The sequence below is a fragment of the Pseudomonas sp. NPDC090752 genome (assembly GCF_055584805.1).
In genome coordinates, this window is the sequence record NZ_JBVJLI010000008.1 from 1 (window position 1) to 17,029 (window position 17,029).

17 protein-coding genes and 1 pseudogene are annotated in these 17,029 nt (G+C 63.5%); 8 read left to right on the plus strand and 10 right to left on the minus strand.

What is annotated here, in order from left to right; genetic code table 11:
* Positions 1 to 183, minus strand: a pseudogene (locus ACZ6YA_RS12710) (hypothetical protein); the annotation flags it as partial.
* A 177-nt stretch (positions 184 to 360) separates the two neighbouring features.
* Here ACZ6YA_RS12710 and ACZ6YA_RS12715 point away from each other — a divergent pair.
* Both ACZ6YA_RS12715 and ACZ6YA_RS12720 read left to right on the plus strand, forming a co-directional pair.
* Positions 361 to 1,053 carry a response regulator gene (locus tag ACZ6YA_RS12715; RefSeq protein ID WP_465897470.1) on the plus strand — a complete coding sequence of 231 codons (693 nt, stop codon included), beginning with the start codon at positions 361 to 363 and terminating at the stop codon, positions 1,051 to 1,053.
* Positions 1,050 to 2,309, plus strand: a complete 1,260-nt coding sequence (locus ACZ6YA_RS12720) for a HAMP domain-containing sensor histidine kinase (RefSeq protein ID WP_465897471.1) — start codon at positions 1,050 to 1,052, stop codon at positions 2,307 to 2,309. Before ACZ6YA_RS12715 ends, ACZ6YA_RS12720 begins: the two co-directional genes overlap by 4 nt.
* Before the next feature lie 28 nt (positions 2,310 to 2,337).
* Here ACZ6YA_RS12720 and ACZ6YA_RS12725 read toward each other — a convergent pair whose 3' ends face one another.
* Positions 2,338 to 3,039 (minus strand): DUF3053 domain-containing protein, encoded by a 702-nt coding sequence (locus tag ACZ6YA_RS12725; RefSeq protein WP_465897472.1) that lies wholly within the window; start codon positions 3,037 to 3,039, stop codon positions 2,338 to 2,340.
* Between the two features lie 99 nt (positions 3,040 to 3,138).
* Positions 3,139 to 4,083, minus strand: coding sequence for a LysR family transcriptional regulator (locus tag ACZ6YA_RS12730; RefSeq protein WP_465897473.1), 945 nt, complete (start codon positions 4,081 to 4,083; stop codon positions 3,139 to 3,141).
* A 140-nt stretch (positions 4,084 to 4,223) separates the two neighbouring features.
* Between ACZ6YA_RS12730 and ACZ6YA_RS12735 the strand changes: the two genes are divergently transcribed.
* The 4 genes from ACZ6YA_RS12735 to ACZ6YA_RS12750 are packed head-to-tail and all read left to right on the plus strand — an operon-like array spanning position 4,224 to position 7,968.
* On the plus strand, positions 4,224 to 5,051 hold the full coding sequence (locus ACZ6YA_RS12735; RefSeq protein WP_465897474.1) for an amidohydrolase family protein: 828 nt from the start codon (positions 4,224 to 4,226) through the stop codon (positions 5,049 to 5,051).
* A 42-nt stretch (positions 5,052 to 5,093) separates the two neighbouring features.
* Positions 5,094 to 6,443 carry an MFS transporter gene (locus ACZ6YA_RS12740; protein ID WP_465897475.1) on the plus strand — a complete coding sequence of 450 codons (1,350 nt, stop codon included), beginning with the start codon at positions 5,094 to 5,096 and terminating at the stop codon, positions 6,441 to 6,443.
* Positions 6,440 to 7,180, plus strand: a complete 741-nt coding sequence (locus ACZ6YA_RS12745; protein ID WP_465897476.1) for an SDR family NAD(P)-dependent oxidoreductase — start codon at positions 6,440 to 6,442, stop codon at positions 7,178 to 7,180. The genes ACZ6YA_RS12740 and ACZ6YA_RS12745 overlap by 4 nt, the downstream gene beginning before the upstream one ends.
* Positions 7,177 to 7,968: a sugar phosphate isomerase/epimerase family protein gene (locus tag ACZ6YA_RS12750; protein ID WP_465897477.1), complete on the plus strand. Its 792-nt coding sequence runs from the start codon at positions 7,177 to 7,179 to the stop codon at positions 7,966 to 7,968. Before ACZ6YA_RS12745 ends, ACZ6YA_RS12750 begins: the two co-directional genes overlap by 4 nt.
* Before the next feature lie 9 nt (positions 7,969 to 7,977).
* On the opposite strand, the gene ACZ6YA_RS12755 is transcribed toward ACZ6YA_RS12750, so the two are convergent.
* From ACZ6YA_RS12755 to ACZ6YA_RS12775, 5 genes are all read right to left on the minus strand, one after another.
* Positions 7,978 to 8,727, minus strand: a complete 750-nt coding sequence (locus tag ACZ6YA_RS12755) for an ABC transporter ATP-binding protein (RefSeq protein WP_465897478.1) — start codon at positions 8,725 to 8,727, stop codon at positions 7,978 to 7,980.
* A 3-nt stretch (positions 8,728 to 8,730) separates the two neighbouring features.
* Entirely contained in the window at positions 8,731 to 9,549 is an 819-nt protein-coding gene (locus ACZ6YA_RS12760; RefSeq protein ID WP_465897479.1) for an ABC transporter permease, read from the minus strand.
* Positions 9,549 to 10,541 (minus strand): aliphatic sulfonate ABC transporter substrate-binding protein, encoded by a 993-nt coding sequence (locus ACZ6YA_RS12765; RefSeq protein ID WP_465897480.1) that lies wholly within the window; start codon positions 10,539 to 10,541, stop codon positions 9,549 to 9,551. Before ACZ6YA_RS12765 ends, ACZ6YA_RS12760 begins: the two co-directional genes overlap by 1 nt.
* A 388-nt stretch (positions 10,542 to 10,929) precedes the next feature.
* The gene (locus tag ACZ6YA_RS12770) at positions 10,930 to 12,447 is read right to left on the minus strand and encodes an MDR family MFS transporter (RefSeq protein ID WP_465897481.1); all 1,518 of its coding nucleotides are present in this window, start codon (positions 12,445 to 12,447) and stop codon (positions 10,930 to 10,932) included.
* Positions 12,444 to 13,106, minus strand: coding sequence for a TetR/AcrR family transcriptional regulator (locus ACZ6YA_RS12775; RefSeq protein ID WP_465897482.1), 663 nt, complete (start codon positions 13,104 to 13,106; stop codon positions 12,444 to 12,446). The genes ACZ6YA_RS12770 and ACZ6YA_RS12775 overlap by 4 nt, the downstream gene beginning before the upstream one ends.
* A 250-nt stretch (positions 13,107 to 13,356) precedes the next feature.
* Between ACZ6YA_RS12775 and ACZ6YA_RS12780 the strand changes: the two genes are divergently transcribed.
* Complete coding sequence (locus ACZ6YA_RS12780) at positions 13,357 to 13,677, plus strand: hypothetical protein (protein ID WP_465897483.1); 321 nt, start codon at positions 13,357 to 13,359, stop codon at positions 13,675 to 13,677.
* A gap of 137 nt (positions 13,678 to 13,814) precedes the next feature.
* On the plus strand, positions 13,815 to 14,630 hold the full coding sequence (locus ACZ6YA_RS12785; RefSeq protein ID WP_465897484.1) for a substrate-binding periplasmic protein: 816 nt from the start codon (positions 13,815 to 13,817) through the stop codon (positions 14,628 to 14,630).
* A gap of 2 nt (positions 14,631 to 14,632) precedes the next feature.
* Here ACZ6YA_RS12785 and ACZ6YA_RS12790 read toward each other — a convergent pair whose 3' ends face one another.
* Positions 14,633 to 15,664, minus strand: coding sequence for an XdhC family protein (locus tag ACZ6YA_RS12790; RefSeq protein WP_465897485.1), 1,032 nt, complete (start codon positions 15,662 to 15,664; stop codon positions 14,633 to 14,635).
* A gap of 12 nt (positions 15,665 to 15,676) precedes the next feature.
* Complete coding sequence (locus ACZ6YA_RS12795; protein WP_465897486.1) at positions 15,677 to 17,023, minus strand: c-type cytochrome; 1,347 nt, start codon at positions 17,021 to 17,023, stop codon at positions 15,677 to 15,679.
* Between the last annotated feature and the right edge of the window lie 6 nt (positions 17,024 to 17,029).

Here is a 17,029-nt window from a genome sequence, read left to right on the forward strand (position 1 = left end):
CGAATCCACCAGGCGCCGGTCATCGGCCTGGTCGCCCACGTTCAGGGGCAAGGCGCCGAACACGCTGCCGGCGGATACCCGCTGCAGGCCGTTGATGCGGATGTCGGCGATCCTGAACGGCGCCGCCTGGGCCAGGGAGGCTTGCAGCAGCAGGAGGGAGAGCAACAGTCGCGGGTAATTCATCGGGGGTTCCAGGCGGGCATTGAGGAGCAGCGCGGCGGCTGCCAGGCAGCGGGCGATGAGAATAAGGGCGGGCAATGTTTGGCGCGGTTAACCCAGGGTAAAGATGTGTAAAGTTCGCCCACGGCCCGGCGCGACGGGGGGATCATGGTGCCTTTGCAGAACCTGGCTACTGATTCCATGATTCCCGTACTGCTGGTCGATGACGACCGCGAACTCACCGAAATGCTCGCCCTTTACCTGGCTCGCGAAGGCTTCCAGGCCACTGCAGTTGCTACCGGCGAGGAGGGTGAGGCTCAAGCCTTGAGCGGCCGCCACCACATCGTCGTGCTCGACGTGATGCTGCCGGGCATCAGCGGGATCGAAGTGCTGCGGCGCATCCGGGCGCGCAGCCAGGTGCCGGTGCTGTTGCTCACCGCACGCGGTGACAACATCGATCGCATCGCCGGGCTGGAGCTGGGCGCCGATGACTACGTGCCTAAACCCAGCTCGCCCGGTGAGCTGGTGGCACGCCTGCGTGCGATCCTGCGCCGGGTACAGCCGCAGGGGGTGGCCGAGAGTCTGGCTGCCGAGTCCATCGGCAGGGGGGCGTTGACCCTCTGGCCAGGGCGCCGCAAGGCACAGTGGGGTACGACGCCGCTGGACCTGACCGGTACCGAGTTCAGCCTGCTCGTAGCGTTGGCCCGCCAAGCCGGGCAACTGGTGAGCAAGCAGGACCTGTCGCTCAACGCCCTGGGTCGCCCGCTGACCCGCTACGACCGGCGTATCGATGTGCACGTCAGCAGCATTCGCCAGAAACTCGGCCCGCGCGTCGATGGCAGTAGTTGGATCCAGAGCGTGCGGGGCATGGGCTACATGTTGATCGTCGAATGATGCGCCGGCGCCTGTTCTGGAAGTTGTTTCTGGCATTCTGGCTGGCCAACTGCCTGACCTTTCTGGTGGGTGCTGGGGCCTTCATGCTCGACGATCTGCGTGGCGATACCCCGGGGTTGCGCTCACTGCTGGTTACGGAGCTGAACCTGCTGCACCGCTACGGCGAACAGGCCGGCCGCCAGTATTTGCACGTATCGCCACAGCCCGACGATGTGCAGGTAGGGCTGTACGACGGCGCGGGCCATCTTTTGGCCGGCAGGGCTGTGGCTGAGACCCGTTTCGAGCGGGCACTGCTCGACCAGGGCGGCCAGGCCCTGGTGCTGCGCGCTTCAGTGGCAACCGATCTGGGTGAGGCACCACGCCCGCGTGGCATGGGTCCGCTGGTCACGGGTACGCTGATGAGTGCACTGTTTGCCATGCTCTGCAGCCTGTACCTGACTCGGCCCTTGGCCTGGCTTCGTACGGCCATGGGCCAGGTCGCTCAGGGCCGCTTCGAGGTGCGTGTCAAGCCGCGCCTGGGCAAGCGCCGCGACGAAATCGTCGACCTCGCCGAAGACTGCGACCGCATGGCCGGCCAGCTCAAGGCGCTGGTCGAGGCCCAGCAACAGCTGCTGCACGATATTTCCCATGAATTGCGTTCGCCGCTGACGCGCTTGCATGCAGCCATCGGCCTGTTGCGCCAGCAGCCCGAGCGTCAGGAAATGCTCGGGCGCATTGAGCGTGAATCGCGCCGCATGGATGATCTGATCGAGCAACTGTTGACCTTGGCCCGCCTGCAGTCGCAGCAGGGCGAGGGCGATTGTGCGCAGCTCGATGCGGTCGAGTTGCTCGCGCAGATCGTCGAGGACGCACGTTTCGAGGCCGGCATGAAGCGGTGTCAGGTGTCGCTGCAGGCGGCCGCCACATTCGTCACCAGGGGCCACGAAGAGTTGCTGTACCGCGCGTTCGAGAACGTGATCCGCAATGCGGTGCGCTACACCGCTGCCGGTACCGAGGTGTGCATCGAGGCCTGCTTGGTGGGCGCGGGTGATTGGCTGCAGGTAGGCATCGTCGACCAGGGGCCGGGCGTCGATCCGGCACGCCTGCAGAGCATTTTCGAGCCTTTCGACCGTGGTGGCGACAGCGGTGGCGATGGTTTCGGCCTTGGCCTGGCCATCGCCCAGCGCGCCATTGGCCTGCACCAGGGGCGGATCAGCGCGCAACCTGGCGAAGTGGGTGGATTGAGGATCACGATCCTGTTGCCGCGCCTTGCCTGAACAAGGGCGGCCAATCAGTTTTAATCGTCTACCGGCCAAGCATTACGGTTTTTAACTGGGCCTGCGCCTGTTGCAAGGTTTTGCCTTGGGTATTCAGATCGGCCAGCAAGGCATTCAGCTCAGCTTGAACTTTCGGGTCTGACACCTTCACGATCGCCCCGTTTACCTCGATTTGCGCTTTGTGCGCGTCAACGTAATCGGCCACTTTCAGGCTGCTGTCGAAGGTGCTATTGATCTGCGGCAGCACTTGCAGGAAGGTATCGGCCGGCACGCTTACGGTGCGGTCGTACGCTTTGTCGTAGACCACCTTGAGGTCTTCCGGCTGTTTGAGTTGGGCGTGTGCGGTATCCGCTTTGGCCTTCTGATCCTGCAGCTGGCTGCCCATGTCATTCAGGCCGGTCTGGACCGCCTTGATATCGTCGCGGCGCGAGGTGATGTCGTTCAGCGAACGCACCGCGCCTTTTTGCAGCAATGTGCCCAAAGGCTTCACGGCGTTATCCATGGCGCCATTGAAGTTGCTGATCACTGCGTAGTGGTCGCTGTAAGGGCCAAACGCCTGGGACTCATCGGGAGTCAGCTTGGGTACGTGCACACCCGGCTTGTCGACGATCCGGGTTTGCAGAAACTCGCTGAAGGCGGCGCGCTGTTTGGGTTCGTTGTCACCGCAGGCGGCGAGTGCAAGGGGCAGGGCGAGGGCGAGCAGCCAGCGGGGGCGCAAAGAGACGTTCATGTCGTTGAATCTCCTGAAATAAGGGTACGCCGGGCGGCGGGGGCGCTGCGCGGCGATACAAGGATAGTGCTTCGCGGGAAGGGATCCAACTTTCGTTCACTACGCTTGCGGCAGCGCGTAGCCGGCAATTCCCCGCCCAAGCTTGAGCGCCTGCGCATGCAGCACCCGCATCAAGTGCAGCATTGCCTGCGACGGCGGTTCGAAGCGCGAATAAACGAAGCTGATGTCGAAGTGAATCTCCTCGGCCAGCGGCACCACCGCCAGGCCGCTATCCTGGGCGACGAATTCGTCGATCAAGGTGATGCCCATGCCTTGCTTGACCAGCGCTACGGCTTCGTTGGCATTGGTGAATGACAGCAACGAGTCCAGGTGCAACCCTCTGCGCGCTATTTCCTCCGCCAGCAGCTTGCCGAAGGGCATGTCCGGGCGGAACAGCAGGAGCGCGTGGCCCTCCAGTTGCTGCAACCTCAGTGAGGTTTGCTGAGCCAGCACATGATCGGCGGGCATCACTGCCACCATGCGCCCACGCATGAAAGCCTGCGAATGCAGGTGATCATGAACCACTGGCAAGGCGGCGATCGACAGGTCGACTTTTTTCGACAGGATCTGGTTGGGCATCTCCCCCATTAGCGAGGTCTGCCATTCGATCTGAAGCGCTGGCGCCTCACGCTTGAGCTGGGCCAAGGCAATCGGAATCACCACCGTCGACAACGAGGCGCTGCAGGCGATGCGCAACTGGCGATGAGCGCCGGACGTCAGTGACAGCGCCGTCTCGTTGACCTGCAGCGCTGCCTGGTACACGCGCTCAACCTCACGCAACAGGATCTGCGCTTCAGCCGTGGGCACCAGGCGATTGTTGATGCGCTCGAACAGGCGATAGGCCAGGCGCCCCTCGATGTAGCCGATCAGCTTGCTCACCGCCGGCTGCGAAACGTAGAGCATTTTCGCCGCGGCGCTGATCGAGCCGGTCAGCATAACGGCACGGAACACTTCCATGTGGCGCAATTTGAACACCAGGGGGCTGGCGTCGGAAAGCATAGGCATTACCTTCGGTTATGGACTTGGCCATCTGTGTATGAGCGTCATGGCGGCGCGCGCAGTATCGTGAGCCCAGGCCAATCGCCCTGGTGGCGAACAATAACAAGATCTGTAGGCAAGCGCAGTGGCGCTTGAAGGAGCTGCCTATGAACATCTTTGACGAACCAAAGATCGATTGCCATAACCATTTGTTTGATCCCGCACGCTTCGCTTATCACCCCGACGCCCCCTATGCGCCGTCCGGCCAGGAAGTTGCGCCGCTGGAGCAGTTCAACCAGGTGATGGACGCTTATGGCGTGCGCCATGCCTTGCTGGTGGGGCCGAACAGCGGCTACCACACCGACAACCGCTGCCTGTTGCATGCCTTGGCCAGCGGCGAGGGGCGTTTCAAGGGCGTGGCGGTGGTCGATCGCCAGATCAGCCTGGAACAACTGGCCGCGCTGCGTGAGCAGGGCGTGGTCGGTGTGGCGTTCAACCCTGCGCTTTATGGCGTGGCCAGCCTTCACGATGTCGAGCCGCTGTTGGGCAAGCTTGCCGAGCTTGGACTGTTCGCTCAGGTTCAAGTCTGCGAAGACCAGTTGCTCGATTTGCAGGGGCTGATTGAGCGCAGCGCGGTGCGCGTCCTGATCGACCATTGCGGGCGACCGGATGCTGCCGCCGGCATCCAGCAGTCCGGCTTCCAGGCCTTGCTCCGGCTGGCCCGGCACGGGCGGGTCTGCGTGAAGCTTTCGGGCATGCAGAAATTCGCCGCCGCCGATGCCCTGCATTCGCAGAGCAGCGCCTACGTGCATGAGCTGATCAACGCCTTTGGCCCGCAGGCCTGCGTGTGGGGCTCCGACTGGCCGTTCATTCGCCAGCGCACGCGCGTGGATTACGGCCCGTTGTTGAAGCTGGCCGAACGCCTGATGCCCGACCCGCAACTGCGCCGCACCATCCTGTGGGACACCCCCAGGCGCCTGTTCGGCTTCGCCTGATGCCTATGCATTTGCCATTCCAATAACAAGAGAGCAACTGTCATGAACGCTGATCAGCACATCCGCGCCGGGGTGTTCGACACGCCTGCGCGCTTGCAACAAAGAACCCGCACTCGCTTCATGATCCTGGCGCTGATCTCTGGCGGCACCATGATCAATTACCTCGACCGCAGCGTGATGGGCATCGCCGCGCCGAGCATCAGCGCCGACCTGGGCCTGAATGCGGCGATGATGGGCCTGATCTTCTCGGCCTTTTCGTGGACCTACGCCGCCGCGCAGATCCCAGGCGGCATCCTGATCGACCGGCTCGGCACCAAGCTGACGTACTGGTTGGCGCTGACCCTGTGGTCGTTGTTTACCGGGCTGCAGGGCCTTGCCCAAGGGTTTTTGTCATTGCTGGGCATGCGCTTTCTGGTCGGTGTGACCGAAGCACCGTGCTTCCCCACCAACAGCCGCGTAGTGGCGACCTGGTTCCCGCAAAGCGAGCGGGCCAGGGCGACCGGCATCTACACCTTTGCCGAGTACACCGGCCTGGCGTTCCTCACGCCTTTGCTGTTCTGGGTGTTGCACGCCTATGGCTGGCGCTTTCTGCTGATGGCGGTGGGGCTGATGGGCGTGTTGTATGGCCTGGTCTGGTGGCGCAAGTACCATGAGCCGCACCAGTCCAAGACGGCCAACCAGGCGGAGCTTGACTATATCGCCGCCGGCGGTGGTGTGGTCGATGGCGGGCAGAAGGCTACGGTGTTCCGCTGGTCGCAGATCCCCGCGCTGCTCAAACACCGCAACATGCTCGGCATCTGCCTGGGACAGTTCGCCTGCAACTCGACCAATGTGTTCTTCCTCACCTGGTTCCCGACCTACCTGGTCACCGAACGGCACATGCCGTGGCTGAAGGTCGGCTGGGTGGCGGTGCTGCCGTTCATTGCCGCGTCGCTGGGCACGCTGGTTGGCGGCTGGCTGTCCGATGCGCTGCTGCGCCGTGGTTACTCGCTGAATGTGGCACGCAAGCTGCCGGTGATTGCCGGCCTGCTGACGGCGTCGGTCATCGTCCTGGCCAACTATGTCGAGTCGGACGCGCTGGTCATCGCAATCCTCTGCGTCGCCTATTTCGCCCAGGGCATGTCGGCGCTGGCCTGGATGATCGTGTCAGACATCGCACCCAAGGGCCTGCTGGGCCTGAGTGGTGGCCTGTTCAACCTGTTCGCCAACGCCGCCGGTATCGTCACCCCGCTGACCATCGGCCTGATCGTCAGCGCCACCGGCTCGTTCGTCTGGGCCCTGGTCTTCGTGTCTTCGATCACCGCGCTAGGCGCGCTGTGTTACCTGTTCATGGTGCGCGACCTGCGTCGCCTGCCGGATCTTCCCTGTGTCGAAAAAGGAGCTGAACAATGAACCAATCCCTGCAAGGGCAAACGGCAATCGTCACCGGCGGCATGCGTGGCATCGGCCTGGCCATCGCCCAACGCCTGCATGCTGCAGGCGCCCAGGTGGTGGTCTGGGACCTCGCGGTCGACGGTTGGGACAGCGTCGCGAGTGGCTTCGAACCGGTATTGCGCCAGGCCGTGGATGTCGCCTCGCTGGCCTCGGTCGAGGCGGCGTTCGCCGATGTGCTGGCCCGCGTGGGCCCGGTCGAGATCCTGGTCAACAACGCGGGTATCAACGGCCCGGTAGTACCGTCGTGGGACTACCCGCCCGAAGCCTGGGACAAGGTCATCGCCATCGACCTGAACGGCGTCTTCTACTGCTGCCGCACGGCCATCCCGCACATGCGCGAGCGCGGCCACGGGCGCATCGTCAACATCGCCTCGATGGCGGGCAAGGATGGCGTGCAATACATCAGCGGTTACTCGGCGGCCAAGGCCGGGGTCATCGCCTTCACCAAGGCGGCGGCCAAGGAACTGGCGCAGGATGGCGTGCTGCTCAACTGCATCGCGCCAGCCATGGTCGAGACGCCGTTGATGGCCGAGATGACGCCCGAGCATATCGCCGCGAGCAAGGCCAAGATCCCCATGGGGCGTTTCCTCAAGGCCGAGGAAATCGCCAACATGGTGGCCTGGATCGCCGGCCCGGAATGCAGCTTTACCACAGGCTTCGTGTTCGACCTCAGCGGCGGGAGGGCGACCTATTGAGGCCGCTTGGGGTCGCCCACCTGACGGCACTGGACCTTGCTCCCGAGGCGTTGGTGCGTGAGGCTGGCCGGGCCGGTTTCAGCTCGGTTGGCCTGCGCCTGCACCCGGTGATGGCGGGGGCGCAGGCGTACCCGCTGACAGTTGGCAGCCAGGCATTGGGCGAACTGAAGGGGGTGATGGCGGGTGAGGGTGTCGGTGTCGCCGATATCGAGTTCGTCTCGCTGACGCCGCAGGTGCAGGTTGCCGATTGCGAAGCGTTGCTGGCGGCGGGTGCCGAGCTCGGGGCGGCGAGCCTCACGGTTTCCGGCGATGACGAGGACGGTGTGCGGCTTGCGCACAACTTCGCGGCGCTGTGTGAGCTAGCCAATGTGTATGGCCTGCGGGTGGACCTGGAGTTCATGCGCTGGCGCCCGGTAGCCACCCTGCAACAGGCGCAGGCTTTGCTGACAGCGGCCGGCCAGGCCAACAGCGCGGTGCTGGTGGATGCACTGCACCTGTTCCGTTCAGGTGGCGATGTGGCGGCGATCGCCCAGGTGGACCCGCGCCACCTGCGGGCGGTGCAGTTGTGCGATGCGCCGCTGCAGGCACCGGTTGATGCACTGATCATTCAGGAGGCCCGTGAAGACCGGTTGCTGCCGGGGCAGGGGCAATTGCCGTTGGCAGCCTTGCTGCATGCATTGCCAACGGATGTGCAGATCAGTGTGGAGACGCCTTCGTTGCTGCTTCATGGGGGGCGTAGGTTGACAGCAGCGGGTGAAGTTACGCGCGCCTGGCTTGGCCGCAGGTGATTAACGGGATCAGATCACCCGGGCACTGTGCAACGCCTCCAGCGCTTCCCCGCGCAACCGCGCCAGCCGGTCATCGCGCCGCTCGCGCGGGTATCCCAGGCCAACCTGCAACGTCCGGCGCACTGTACCTGGGCGGTTGCCGATGACCAGCACCCGGTCACTCAGGTACAGCGCCTCATCCACATCGTGGGTCACCACCAGCAAGGCAATCCCGTGGCGCCGGGCCAGTTCCAGCAGCAGGTCTTGCAGCTTGAAGCGGGTAAAAGCATCCACCGCGCTGAACGGCTCATCCAGCAGCAACAGCTGCGGCTGTGCATACAGCCCGCGGGCGATGGCAACGCGCTGGGCCATGCCGCCCGACAAGGCCTTGGGCAGTACGTCGGCAAAACCGGTCAGGCCCACCTCTTCGATAAGCGCGGTAACGCGTGCGCGATCGTAGCCTTGGTCTTCGCTGAAACCAATGTTGTCGGCCACGCTCAGCCAAGGCATCAACCGGGGCTCCTGGAACACGAAGCCGACCTGCTCAGGGCGTCGCTGCAGGTGGCCGACAAAATGCCGGTCCAGTTGCGCCACCAGCCGCAGTAGAGTGCTTTTGCCACAACCACTGGGGCCGAGCAGGCTGACGATTTCGCCCGCTTGCAGTTGCAGTTCAATCCGGCCGAGTACCGGTGTGTCGCCGAACGCTTTACTTTCAACCTGCAATTCGAGCAAGGGTGCCTTTGCCAGGGCAGGTTGATGGATACGCAAGGGTTGGTTCATGGTTCAGGCCTTTGTGTCCGTGCCATCGAAAGTGTCCCGCCAGGCCAGCCAGCGCTTTTCCAGCCCGGCCAACAGGCCGTCGCTGAGCTTGCCCAGCAGTGCCAGCACGATGATCGCCGCCAGTACCAGATCGGGCCGTGAAGTTTCCCGGCCGTCGCTGAGCAGGTAGCCCAACCCACGCGTGGCGGCGATCAATTCGGCGGCGACCAGGAACATCCAGCTCAGGCTCAGCGCGCTGCGCAGCCCGGTAAACACTCCAGGGATGGCTGCCGGCAGCAACACACGGCGGGCCAGGCGCAGCGGGCCGAAGCCGTACATGCGCGCCACTTCCACCAGCTTGCGGTCGATGTTGCGGATCGCCGCCACGCCATTGAGGTACACCGGGAAGAACGCACCGATGGCAATCAGGGTGACCTTGGAGGTTTCGCCAATGCCCAGCCACAGCAGCAACAGCGGTACCCAGGCAAGGCTCGGGATTGCCCGCAGGCTGGCGAAGGTCGGCTCCAACCAGGCTTCGGCCTCACGGCTCAGACCGACCCAGGCAGCGAACAGCAGGCCGAGCAGGGCGCCGATGGTAAAGCCTGCCAGCACCCGCGAGAGGCTGGCAGCGACGTGCTTCCACAACGCACCGTCGGCAAGTTGCAGCAGGGTTTGCGCGACTTCGCTGGGGGCCGGCATCTGGTAAGCGGCGATCCAGCCGAGGCGTACCACCGCTTCGAGCAGCAGGATGATCGCCACTGGCAACGCCAGGCCCTTGAGCCGGCGAGCCCATTGCCGCGGGCGGGCTGCGCTGGCAGCCAGTAGGTTGCTGGGGGCGCTCATTACTCGATACTGGCCTTGCCGAAGGACGGATCAATCAGCTGGTCAATCACCTGATTGACCTCCACGCCACGCTTGACCAGCTCTTCGGATACCAGGATCGGTGCCGCGGCTTTGGAGGCGGCGACGTCCTGGGCAGTCAGTTGCGGCGTGGAGAGGTCGGTACGCGATAGCTGCAGCTTGGCCACATCCAGCGGCAGTTTCGATTCATCTGCCAGCAATTTGGCGAACTCATTCGGATGGGCCACTGCCCATTGGCGGGCTTGCTCATAGGCCTTGATCACCTTATCGATGGTCTGCGGGTGCTGCTTGGCAAACGCCTCGGTCACGCTGACCACGCCATAGCTGTTGAAGTCCTTGTTGCGGTAGAGCAGGCGCGAGCCGGCCTGCAGTTCGCTGGCGGCCATGTGCGGATCGAGGCCGGCCCAGGCGTCGACGTCGCCTTTTTCCAGCGCGGTGCGGCCGTCTGGGTGTTGCAGGTGCAGCAGTTCGACGTCGTCCTTTTTCAAGCCTGCCTTTTCCAGGGCGCGCAAGGTGAACAGGTAGGGATCGGTGCCTTTGGTGGCGGCGATCTTCTTGCCCTTGAGATCGTCGATGGTTTTCAGCGGCGAATCCTTGGCAACCACCAGGGCGGTCCACTCGGCGCGGCTGTAAACATACACCGATTTGATCGGGCTGCCGTTGGCGCGGGCCAGCACGGCCGATAGGCTGGCGGACGAACCGAAGTCGGCGCCGCCGCTGTTGAGGTATTCCAGCGAACGGTTGCTGCCCTGGCTGAAGACCCAGCTCACCTTGGCGTCGGGCAGGGCCTTTTCCACCCAACCGAAATGCTTGAGAACCAGGCTGACGGGTGAGTAGTAGGCGTAATCGAGGCGCACTTCTTTTGGGCTGGTTTCGGCGTGGGCGGCCGGGCTGAGGGTGAGCGCGACCAGGCCAGCGGCGGTCAGCGTCTTGAGGCTACGGGGGAGGGCGAGGGCCAGGTCGGTCAGGCGCATTGCAGGGTCCAGTCGAATGAAGGTGTGTTCATCCGATTGCAGGGGGCATGCCATATGGCCATATGCCCAATGAATCAGCCCTTCACGGCCACGCGCTGGCATCGCAGTCTGTTCATCACCACACACTCTGCTGATCTGCTGTTGTCAGGCGTACACCGCCCGCAATGGCTTTCATACATTTCTGGAGCAACCTGTCTCCCTTGCGCCGCTCGCTGGCGTTGCGTCAGGTGATGACCCGGCCGGTGCCGGCCAGGCCAGCGATGGCCTGTAGCTTCAGGCTTTCGATGTTGATCAGGTCTTGCACTGTGAGCACTGGGCTTGTTCTCGTTCGATCATCAAACTGTAGCGTGTTGCTTAGCGTCGCGGGCAAGCCAGTTTGCGCAGATTATCAGCTATGCGCCGTTCGCAACGGCACCTCCCGCAACAACCACGACAACCCGAACGCCACACAGCTAACCAGCGCAGCCACCAGAAATACCCCCTGCATGGCCCCGGAAAACGCCAGCAGATAAGCCTGCTGCAGCGGCGCCGACAATCCATGCACCGCCGTCGGTGAAAGGCTTGCGGCCCCTCCAGCTGCCGCGGCAAACTCGCCGGGAAGTCCATCCAGCAACGCTCGGGAGAACAGTGCGCCCAACACCGACACGCCCACCGAGCCGCCGATGGAGCGGAACAGTGTGGCTCCTGATGTCGCCACGCCCATATGCCGCCGTTCGACGCTGTTCTGCACGGTCAGGATCAGCACTTGCATCACCATTCCCAATCCCGCGCCGAGCAAGCCCATGTACAGGTTCATCTGCCACATCGGCGTATCCAGCTGCAACCGGCTCAACAGGCCGAGGGCGATCACCTGCAGCAGCGTGCCGACGATCGGAAAGATCCGGTAGCGCCCCCAGCGGCTGATCAGCCGCCCGGTGATGGCCGACACCACCAGCAGGCCGCCCATCAACGGCAGCATCTGCAAACCGGCGCTGGTGGGTGATGCATCTTTGACCACTTGCATGTACAGCGGCAGGAAGGTCACCGAACCGAACAGCGATACGCCGACGATCAAGCCGATCAAGCCGGCCAATACGAAGGTGCGGTGACGGAACAGGTGCAGGGGCATGATCGGTTCGGCGGCGCGGCGCTGCTCGAAAATGAAACCGACCAGGCCGATCACGGTAAACAGTACCAGGCACAGGACATCGAGCGAGGCCCAGGGCAGCAAGCTGCCGCCCAGGCTGGTGATCAGCACCAGCGAACCGAGCATCACGGTAAGGAAGAACGCGCCGATGTAGTCGACCACGTGCTTTACCGGCGCAACATGCGGGCGGAACACGCTGCCGATCACCACCACTGCCAGCAGGCCCAATGGCAGGTTGATGAAGAAGATCCAGTGCCAGGACAGGTGCTCGACCAGAAAACCGCCGATCAGCGGCCCAACCACGGTGGCCAGACCGAACACCCCGCCGAACAGGCCTTGATAACGCCCGCGCTCGGCAGGGGGGATGACATCGCCGATGGCCGCCATGGCCACTACCATCAGACCGCCACCGCCCAGGCCTTGCAGAGTGCGGAACAGAATCAGCTGGGTCATGTCCTGCGCCACCCCGCACAGCGCCGAGCCCAGCAGGAACAGGACGATAGCGATCTGCAAGACCCGCTTGCGGCCATACAGGTCACCGAACTTGCCATACAGCGGCACCACCACGGTCGATGCCAGCAGGTAGGCGGTGACCACCCACGACAGCCAGCGCAGCCCGCCGAGGTCGCTGACGATGGTCGGCAGCGCCGTGGAGACGATGGTCTGGTCGAGCGCGGCGAGGAACATCACCAGCATCAATGCGCCGAGCAGCAAGGGAATGGAGGCCTGCGTCGGCGGTTCGACCGGCGAGGTTTGCGGATTACGTTCGAGCAGGGTCACGGCTGCATGCCTTGGGTATACAAGCGGCTGCTTTCCCTCAACCCTGCCAGCGCGAAGCTGTAAAGGTGAGTGGCGACTTCATCGGCAGGCATGCCAAGGATTTCGTGCAGCGCGCCGGAGGCACCGCGTGGGCCGATCAGCAGCATGGCCCAGGGGGCGCTGACGCACAGGATGCAGCGGGTGAGGGCGGGGTGCTCCGGGGCAATCGCGGTGATCTCGCTGAACAGACCTTTGAGCAGCGCCAGCCTTAACGGCGCCCCGGCTTGCAGATGTGCCTGGCCATGCGGGCTGGGGGCGAGGATCTCGGCTGCCAGCACGCGCAGGTGCCAGTTGCTGCGCCGCTGCGAGGCCTTGTTTACCACCAGCTCGATCAGGGCGCGCAACTTCTCTGTTGCCGCTTGCTCGCCCAGGGTAATGCGCTGCAGGTCGGAAATGTCCAGGAACCGCCGCCGGGCTTCGTCGAGCACCGCCAGGTACAGGCCGTTACGGCTGCCGAAGTGATAGTTGATCGAGGCCAGGTCCACCTCGGCCTTGGCGGCGACCTGCTTGTTGCTGGTTTCGGCATAGCCAACGGCGGCGAACAGCTCGCCTGCGGCCTCAAGAATCCGAGTGCGGGTGGCTTCGCCATCTTTACGCGGTTCGCGCGGCGTTGTTGCCATGGCATCGACTCCGTAGAAAGTGCAGGGAAACTCAGGGTGATCGAATTTTAACTTAAATTCAATTTAAATTTAGCATCAGCAATACATGGAATGTGGCTACCGGACGGCGCACACTGCTAGGGCGAGCGGCCCCACCTATGGTATACAAGCCACTCAACGACACCACCATCGCCTGGCCCCCGGATGCGTCCACGTGCGGGTGGTGATTTTCATGCAACTGCTCCTTTTATTGAGAAACGGAGATTCGAAGATGACCGCCACCGACCGTCTGAGCCTGCTTCAGTATGAGCACCTGGGCCTGGACGATGTTGCCGCCGCTGAATTCAAGGTCGCGCTGGGTGAGTTGCGCAAGCTGGCGCTGGGTGACCGTTACGAGCACCATGCCGCGCTTCACCTGGGTGATATCGCCGAAGCTGAGAACCGCCAGCAACTGGATCAGACCAAGAACTGGGGCATCGGCTTTCTGCAGGGGCTGACCTGCGCTCATACCCTATCCGACGAGCAGATCAAGGCCTTGCACAGCGTGTTCCAGGTGGCTGCGAAGCGGTCTTTGGCGCGTTTGCCTGCTTGATCCAAGCAGGACAGCCGGCTGATTCTGGTCCAGACTGTGTAAGACATGTGCACAGCAGTACAGCAGTCGTCCACTGGATGTGGCAGCCTTTCGCGACCACGCCTGGTCGCTGAAGGGCGCATGCATCGAGGGTTCAGATGGTCGCGCGCGGGTCTGGCCGGTCCTTGCTGCTTTCGCTTAGCTTGCTTCTGCTGCCGCAACTCGCGACGGCAGAGGGTGACTGTCGGCAACTGACAGCCACCGGCAATCCGGAATATCCCCCTTACCTGTGGCGCGACCCGCGCGATCCCCAGCAATTGGTTGGTGCCAATGCAGACCTGCTCAAATACCTGGGCGAGGCGCTTGGGCTACAGATCCAGGTGCTTTACGGCGGCCCATGGTCGCGGGCCCAGGAGGAGGTGCGCACTGGCCGTATCGACCTGCTGGCTGGCTACTTTCTGACCCAGGCACGTCAGCAGGAGGTGGATTTCGTCAAACCGCCGTTCCTGCGGACACCCAGCGTTGTCTGGGTGCGCCAGGATGCGGCGTTTGACTATCGCAGTTGGGCCGATCTGCAGGGGCACACCGGCGGCACGCTGGTCAGTAATAGCCATGGCCAGCAGTTCGACGATTATGCCGCGGCCAACCTCAAGCTCGAAGCGGTGCCCAGCGCCAGGCAGGCATTCGAGAAGCTGCTGCACAAGCGCAATGACTATGTGATCTTCGAACAGTACCCCGGTATGGCGCTGACGCGGACGCTGGGTATGGACAATCAGCTGAAGGTCCTTCAGCCGCCGGTTTCCAGTGAGGGATTGTACCTGGCGCTGTCCCAGGAATCGCCGTGCAACCAGCCGGCGCTGCGTGAACAACTGGCGTTGAAGATGAAGGAAATCGTCTCCGGCCCGTTACCGGGGCAGTTGCTGGAAAAAAACCTTGAGCGCTGGAAGAAGGAACAGGCGCAGCTGCAGCATTGAAGCTATAGCGGTGGTGCAAATGCCCCCAATGCCCCCAATGTCCGCTTGGCCTCGGTCACACTGACCTCGCCGGGTAGCGTCACGCCATTCTTGATGGCAAGAATCTCGGCCATGACACTCACCGCAATCTCCGCCGGAGTCTTGCTGCCGATATAAATGCCGATGGGGCCATGCAGGCGCTTGAGCGTGGTTTCGGTTTCACCGAAATGCTCGATCAGGCGCGCACGGCGCAGTTCGTTATTGCGCCTTGAACCGATCACGCCAATGTAGAACGCAGGGCTGCGCAAGGCTTCTAGCAGGGCGAGGTCGTCCAGCTTGGGGTCGTGACTGAGGCCGACGATACAACTGCGAAGGTCGGGGGTGAAATCTCTGACCACGTCGTCCGGCATGCCAACGATCTTCTCTACGCCTGCGACGTTCCAGCCGTCCATGTATTCCGGGCGAGGGTCGCACACCGCCACCTTGAAGCCGTTGAACAGCGCCATCGTCGCCAGATACTCGGCCAGCACCCCGGCACCGATCAGCAGCATGCGATAGCCAGGGCCCAGGGTGTTGAACATGCGTTTTGCGTCGAAGCTGAATTGCTCGGGCGTATGGGTGGTGGTCAATTGAACGTCACCGCTGCCAAGGTCCAGCTCGCGGCGTACCAGGTTGCCCGCGTCGAGGCGTGGCAACAGCTGCTCAAGGCTCGACAATGACGGGCTGAATTCAAGGATCAGTTCCAGGGTACCGCCACAGGGCAGGCCGAAGCGGTGCGCCTCGTCGGCGCTGACACCATAGCGGACCACGCGCGGCAGCCCCTCTGGCATGCCGTCGCCCTGGTAGGCGGTGGTGTAGCGGTGGACCAGATCATCCTCGATGCAGCCCCCGGACACGCTGCCAATCACCCGGCCGTCACCGCGCAGCGCCATCATCGAACCCACCGGCCTTGGCGACGATCCCCAGGTGCGGGCCACAGTGGCCAGCAGTACCCGTTGGCCGGCTTGCAACCAGTCGCGGGCGGTGCGCAGGACCAACAGGTCGATGCTTTCCATGGGCAGGGCTCCTTAACGCATATGCAAGATGATCGGGCTGCTGCTGGCCGGGTCGGTATGCTCGCGCAACTTGCCGACGGCCTGCGCATCCACCGTACCGCCGTGATTGCCCCAGGTGCTGCGGACGAAACTCAGCACTTCGGCAATTTCCTGGTCCGACAACTGCTCGCGGAACGCCGGCATGCGGTAAGCATCCGGCACGCCAGCGGCCACGATCCGTTGCGAGCCGTTGAGGGTGATATTGATTGCCGAGGCATTCTCCTTGGCCAGCGCCGAGGTCGCGCCGGCCAGAGGCGGCATCCATTCGGCCTGACCTTTGCCGTCGAGGCCGTGGCACGTGGCACAGCGTGTCACGTAGGTGTGGGCACCGGGGCTGTTCAGGCGTTCGCCGGCCGAAACGGCCTGGTACTGCCAGGGTGCGCCGTCGCGCTGCGGGTCGCCCGGCAATGTTTTGAGGTAGCGGGCAATCGCCGCCAGGTCGTCATCGCCCATGAACTGGGTGGAGTTGTTGAACGCTTCGGTCATCGAGCCATAGACCACCGCATGCTGATTGCGCCCAGTCTTCAGGAATTGGACGATCTGGGCTTCGCTCCAGCGGCCTAGGCCCGTGTTGTGGTCGCCACGCAGGCTTGGCGCATACCAGCCATCGAGCAGCGCCCCTGCCAGGAACGGTTTATCCTCGTCATCCAGAGCTTTTTCGTTGAACGCCAGCCCGCGCGGTGTGTGGCAACTGCCGCAGTGACCTGGGCCCTGAACGATGTAGGCACCTCGGTTCCACAGTGCGTCCTGGCCAGGCTTGCTTGCATAGGGCGTGGTGGGGGCGAACACGCCGTTCCACAAGGCAATGGGCCAGCGCATGTTCAGCGGCCAAGGGATGTCGCTGGGGATATTCGCCTGCTGCGCTGGCTGCACACCCTTCATGAAGAAGGCATACAGCGCCCGCACATCGTCATCGCTGAGCTTTACGTACGAAGGGTAGGGCATGGCCGGGTACAGTCGCCGGCCACCCGGTGCGACGCCATGGCGCACCGCGCGGTCGAAGTCGGCGAGGCTGTAGTTGCCGATGCCGGTCGCCGGGTCGGGGGTCACGTTGGTGGCGTGGATCGCGCCCAGTGGCGTGGCCATTTTCAACCCGCCAGCAAAGGGCTTGCCGTCGGGCAGGCTATGGCAGGCCACGCAATCGCTGAGCCTGGCCACATACTCGCCACGACTGACCAGCGCCGGATCGGAACTGCTGGTTTGTTCACTGGCGAACGGCGAGGCGGGCTCGCGGGTCACGTACCAGGCCAACAGGCCTGCCGCGACCAGGCACGGCAGCGCCAGCCAGGTTGCGGTTCTTGCGAAACGACGCTGGGTCATGGGGCA

Excerpts from the sequence above, each read along its gene's own strand:
- ACZ6YA_RS12715 (WP_465897470.1), top strand. The coding sequence starts at position 361 with ATGATTCCCGTACTGCTGGTCGATGACGACCGCGAACTCACCGAAATG.
- ACZ6YA_RS12720 (WP_465897471.1), top strand. The coding sequence starts at position 1,050 with ATGATGCGCCGGCGCCTGTTCTGGAAGTTGTTTCTGGCATTCTGGCTG.
- ACZ6YA_RS12725 (WP_465897472.1), bottom strand. The coding sequence starts at position 3,039 with ATGAACGTCTCTTTGCGCCCCCGCTGGCTGCTCGCCCTCGCCCTGCCC.
- ACZ6YA_RS12730 (WP_465897473.1), bottom strand. The coding sequence starts at position 4,083 with ATGCCTATGCTTTCCGACGCCAGCCCCCTGGTGTTCAAATTGCGCCAC.
- ACZ6YA_RS12735 (WP_465897474.1), top strand. The coding sequence starts at position 4,224 with ATGAACATCTTTGACGAACCAAAGATCGATTGCCATAACCATTTGTTT.
- ACZ6YA_RS12740 (WP_465897475.1), top strand. The coding sequence starts at position 5,094 with ATGAACGCTGATCAGCACATCCGCGCCGGGGTGTTCGACACGCCTGCG.
- ACZ6YA_RS12745 (WP_465897476.1), top strand. The coding sequence starts at position 6,440 with ATGAACCAATCCCTGCAAGGGCAAACGGCAATCGTCACCGGCGGCATG.
- ACZ6YA_RS12755 (WP_465897478.1), bottom strand. The coding sequence starts at position 8,727 with ATGAACCAACCCTTGCGTATCCATCAACCTGCCCTGGCAAAGGCACCC.
- ACZ6YA_RS12760 (WP_465897479.1), bottom strand. The coding sequence starts at position 9,549 with ATGAGCGCCCCCAGCAACCTACTGGCTGCCAGCGCAGCCCGCCCGCGG.
- ACZ6YA_RS12765 (WP_465897480.1), bottom strand. The coding sequence starts at position 10,541 with ATGCGCCTGACCGACCTGGCCCTCGCCCTCCCCCGTAGCCTCAAGACG.
- ACZ6YA_RS12775 (WP_465897482.1), bottom strand. The coding sequence starts at position 13,106 with ATGGCAACAACGCCGCGCGAACCGCGTAAAGATGGCGAAGCCACCCGC.
- ACZ6YA_RS12780 (WP_465897483.1), top strand. The coding sequence starts at position 13,357 with ATGACCGCCACCGACCGTCTGAGCCTGCTTCAGTATGAGCACCTGGGC.
- ACZ6YA_RS12785 (WP_465897484.1), top strand. The coding sequence starts at position 13,815 with ATGGTCGCGCGCGGGTCTGGCCGGTCCTTGCTGCTTTCGCTTAGCTTG.
- ACZ6YA_RS12790 (WP_465897485.1), bottom strand. The coding sequence starts at position 15,664 with ATGGAAAGCATCGACCTGTTGGTCCTGCGCACCGCCCGCGACTGGTTG.
- ACZ6YA_RS12795 (WP_465897486.1), bottom strand. The coding sequence starts at position 17,023 with ATGACCCAGCGTCGTTTCGCAAGAACCGCAACCTGGCTGGCGCTGCCG.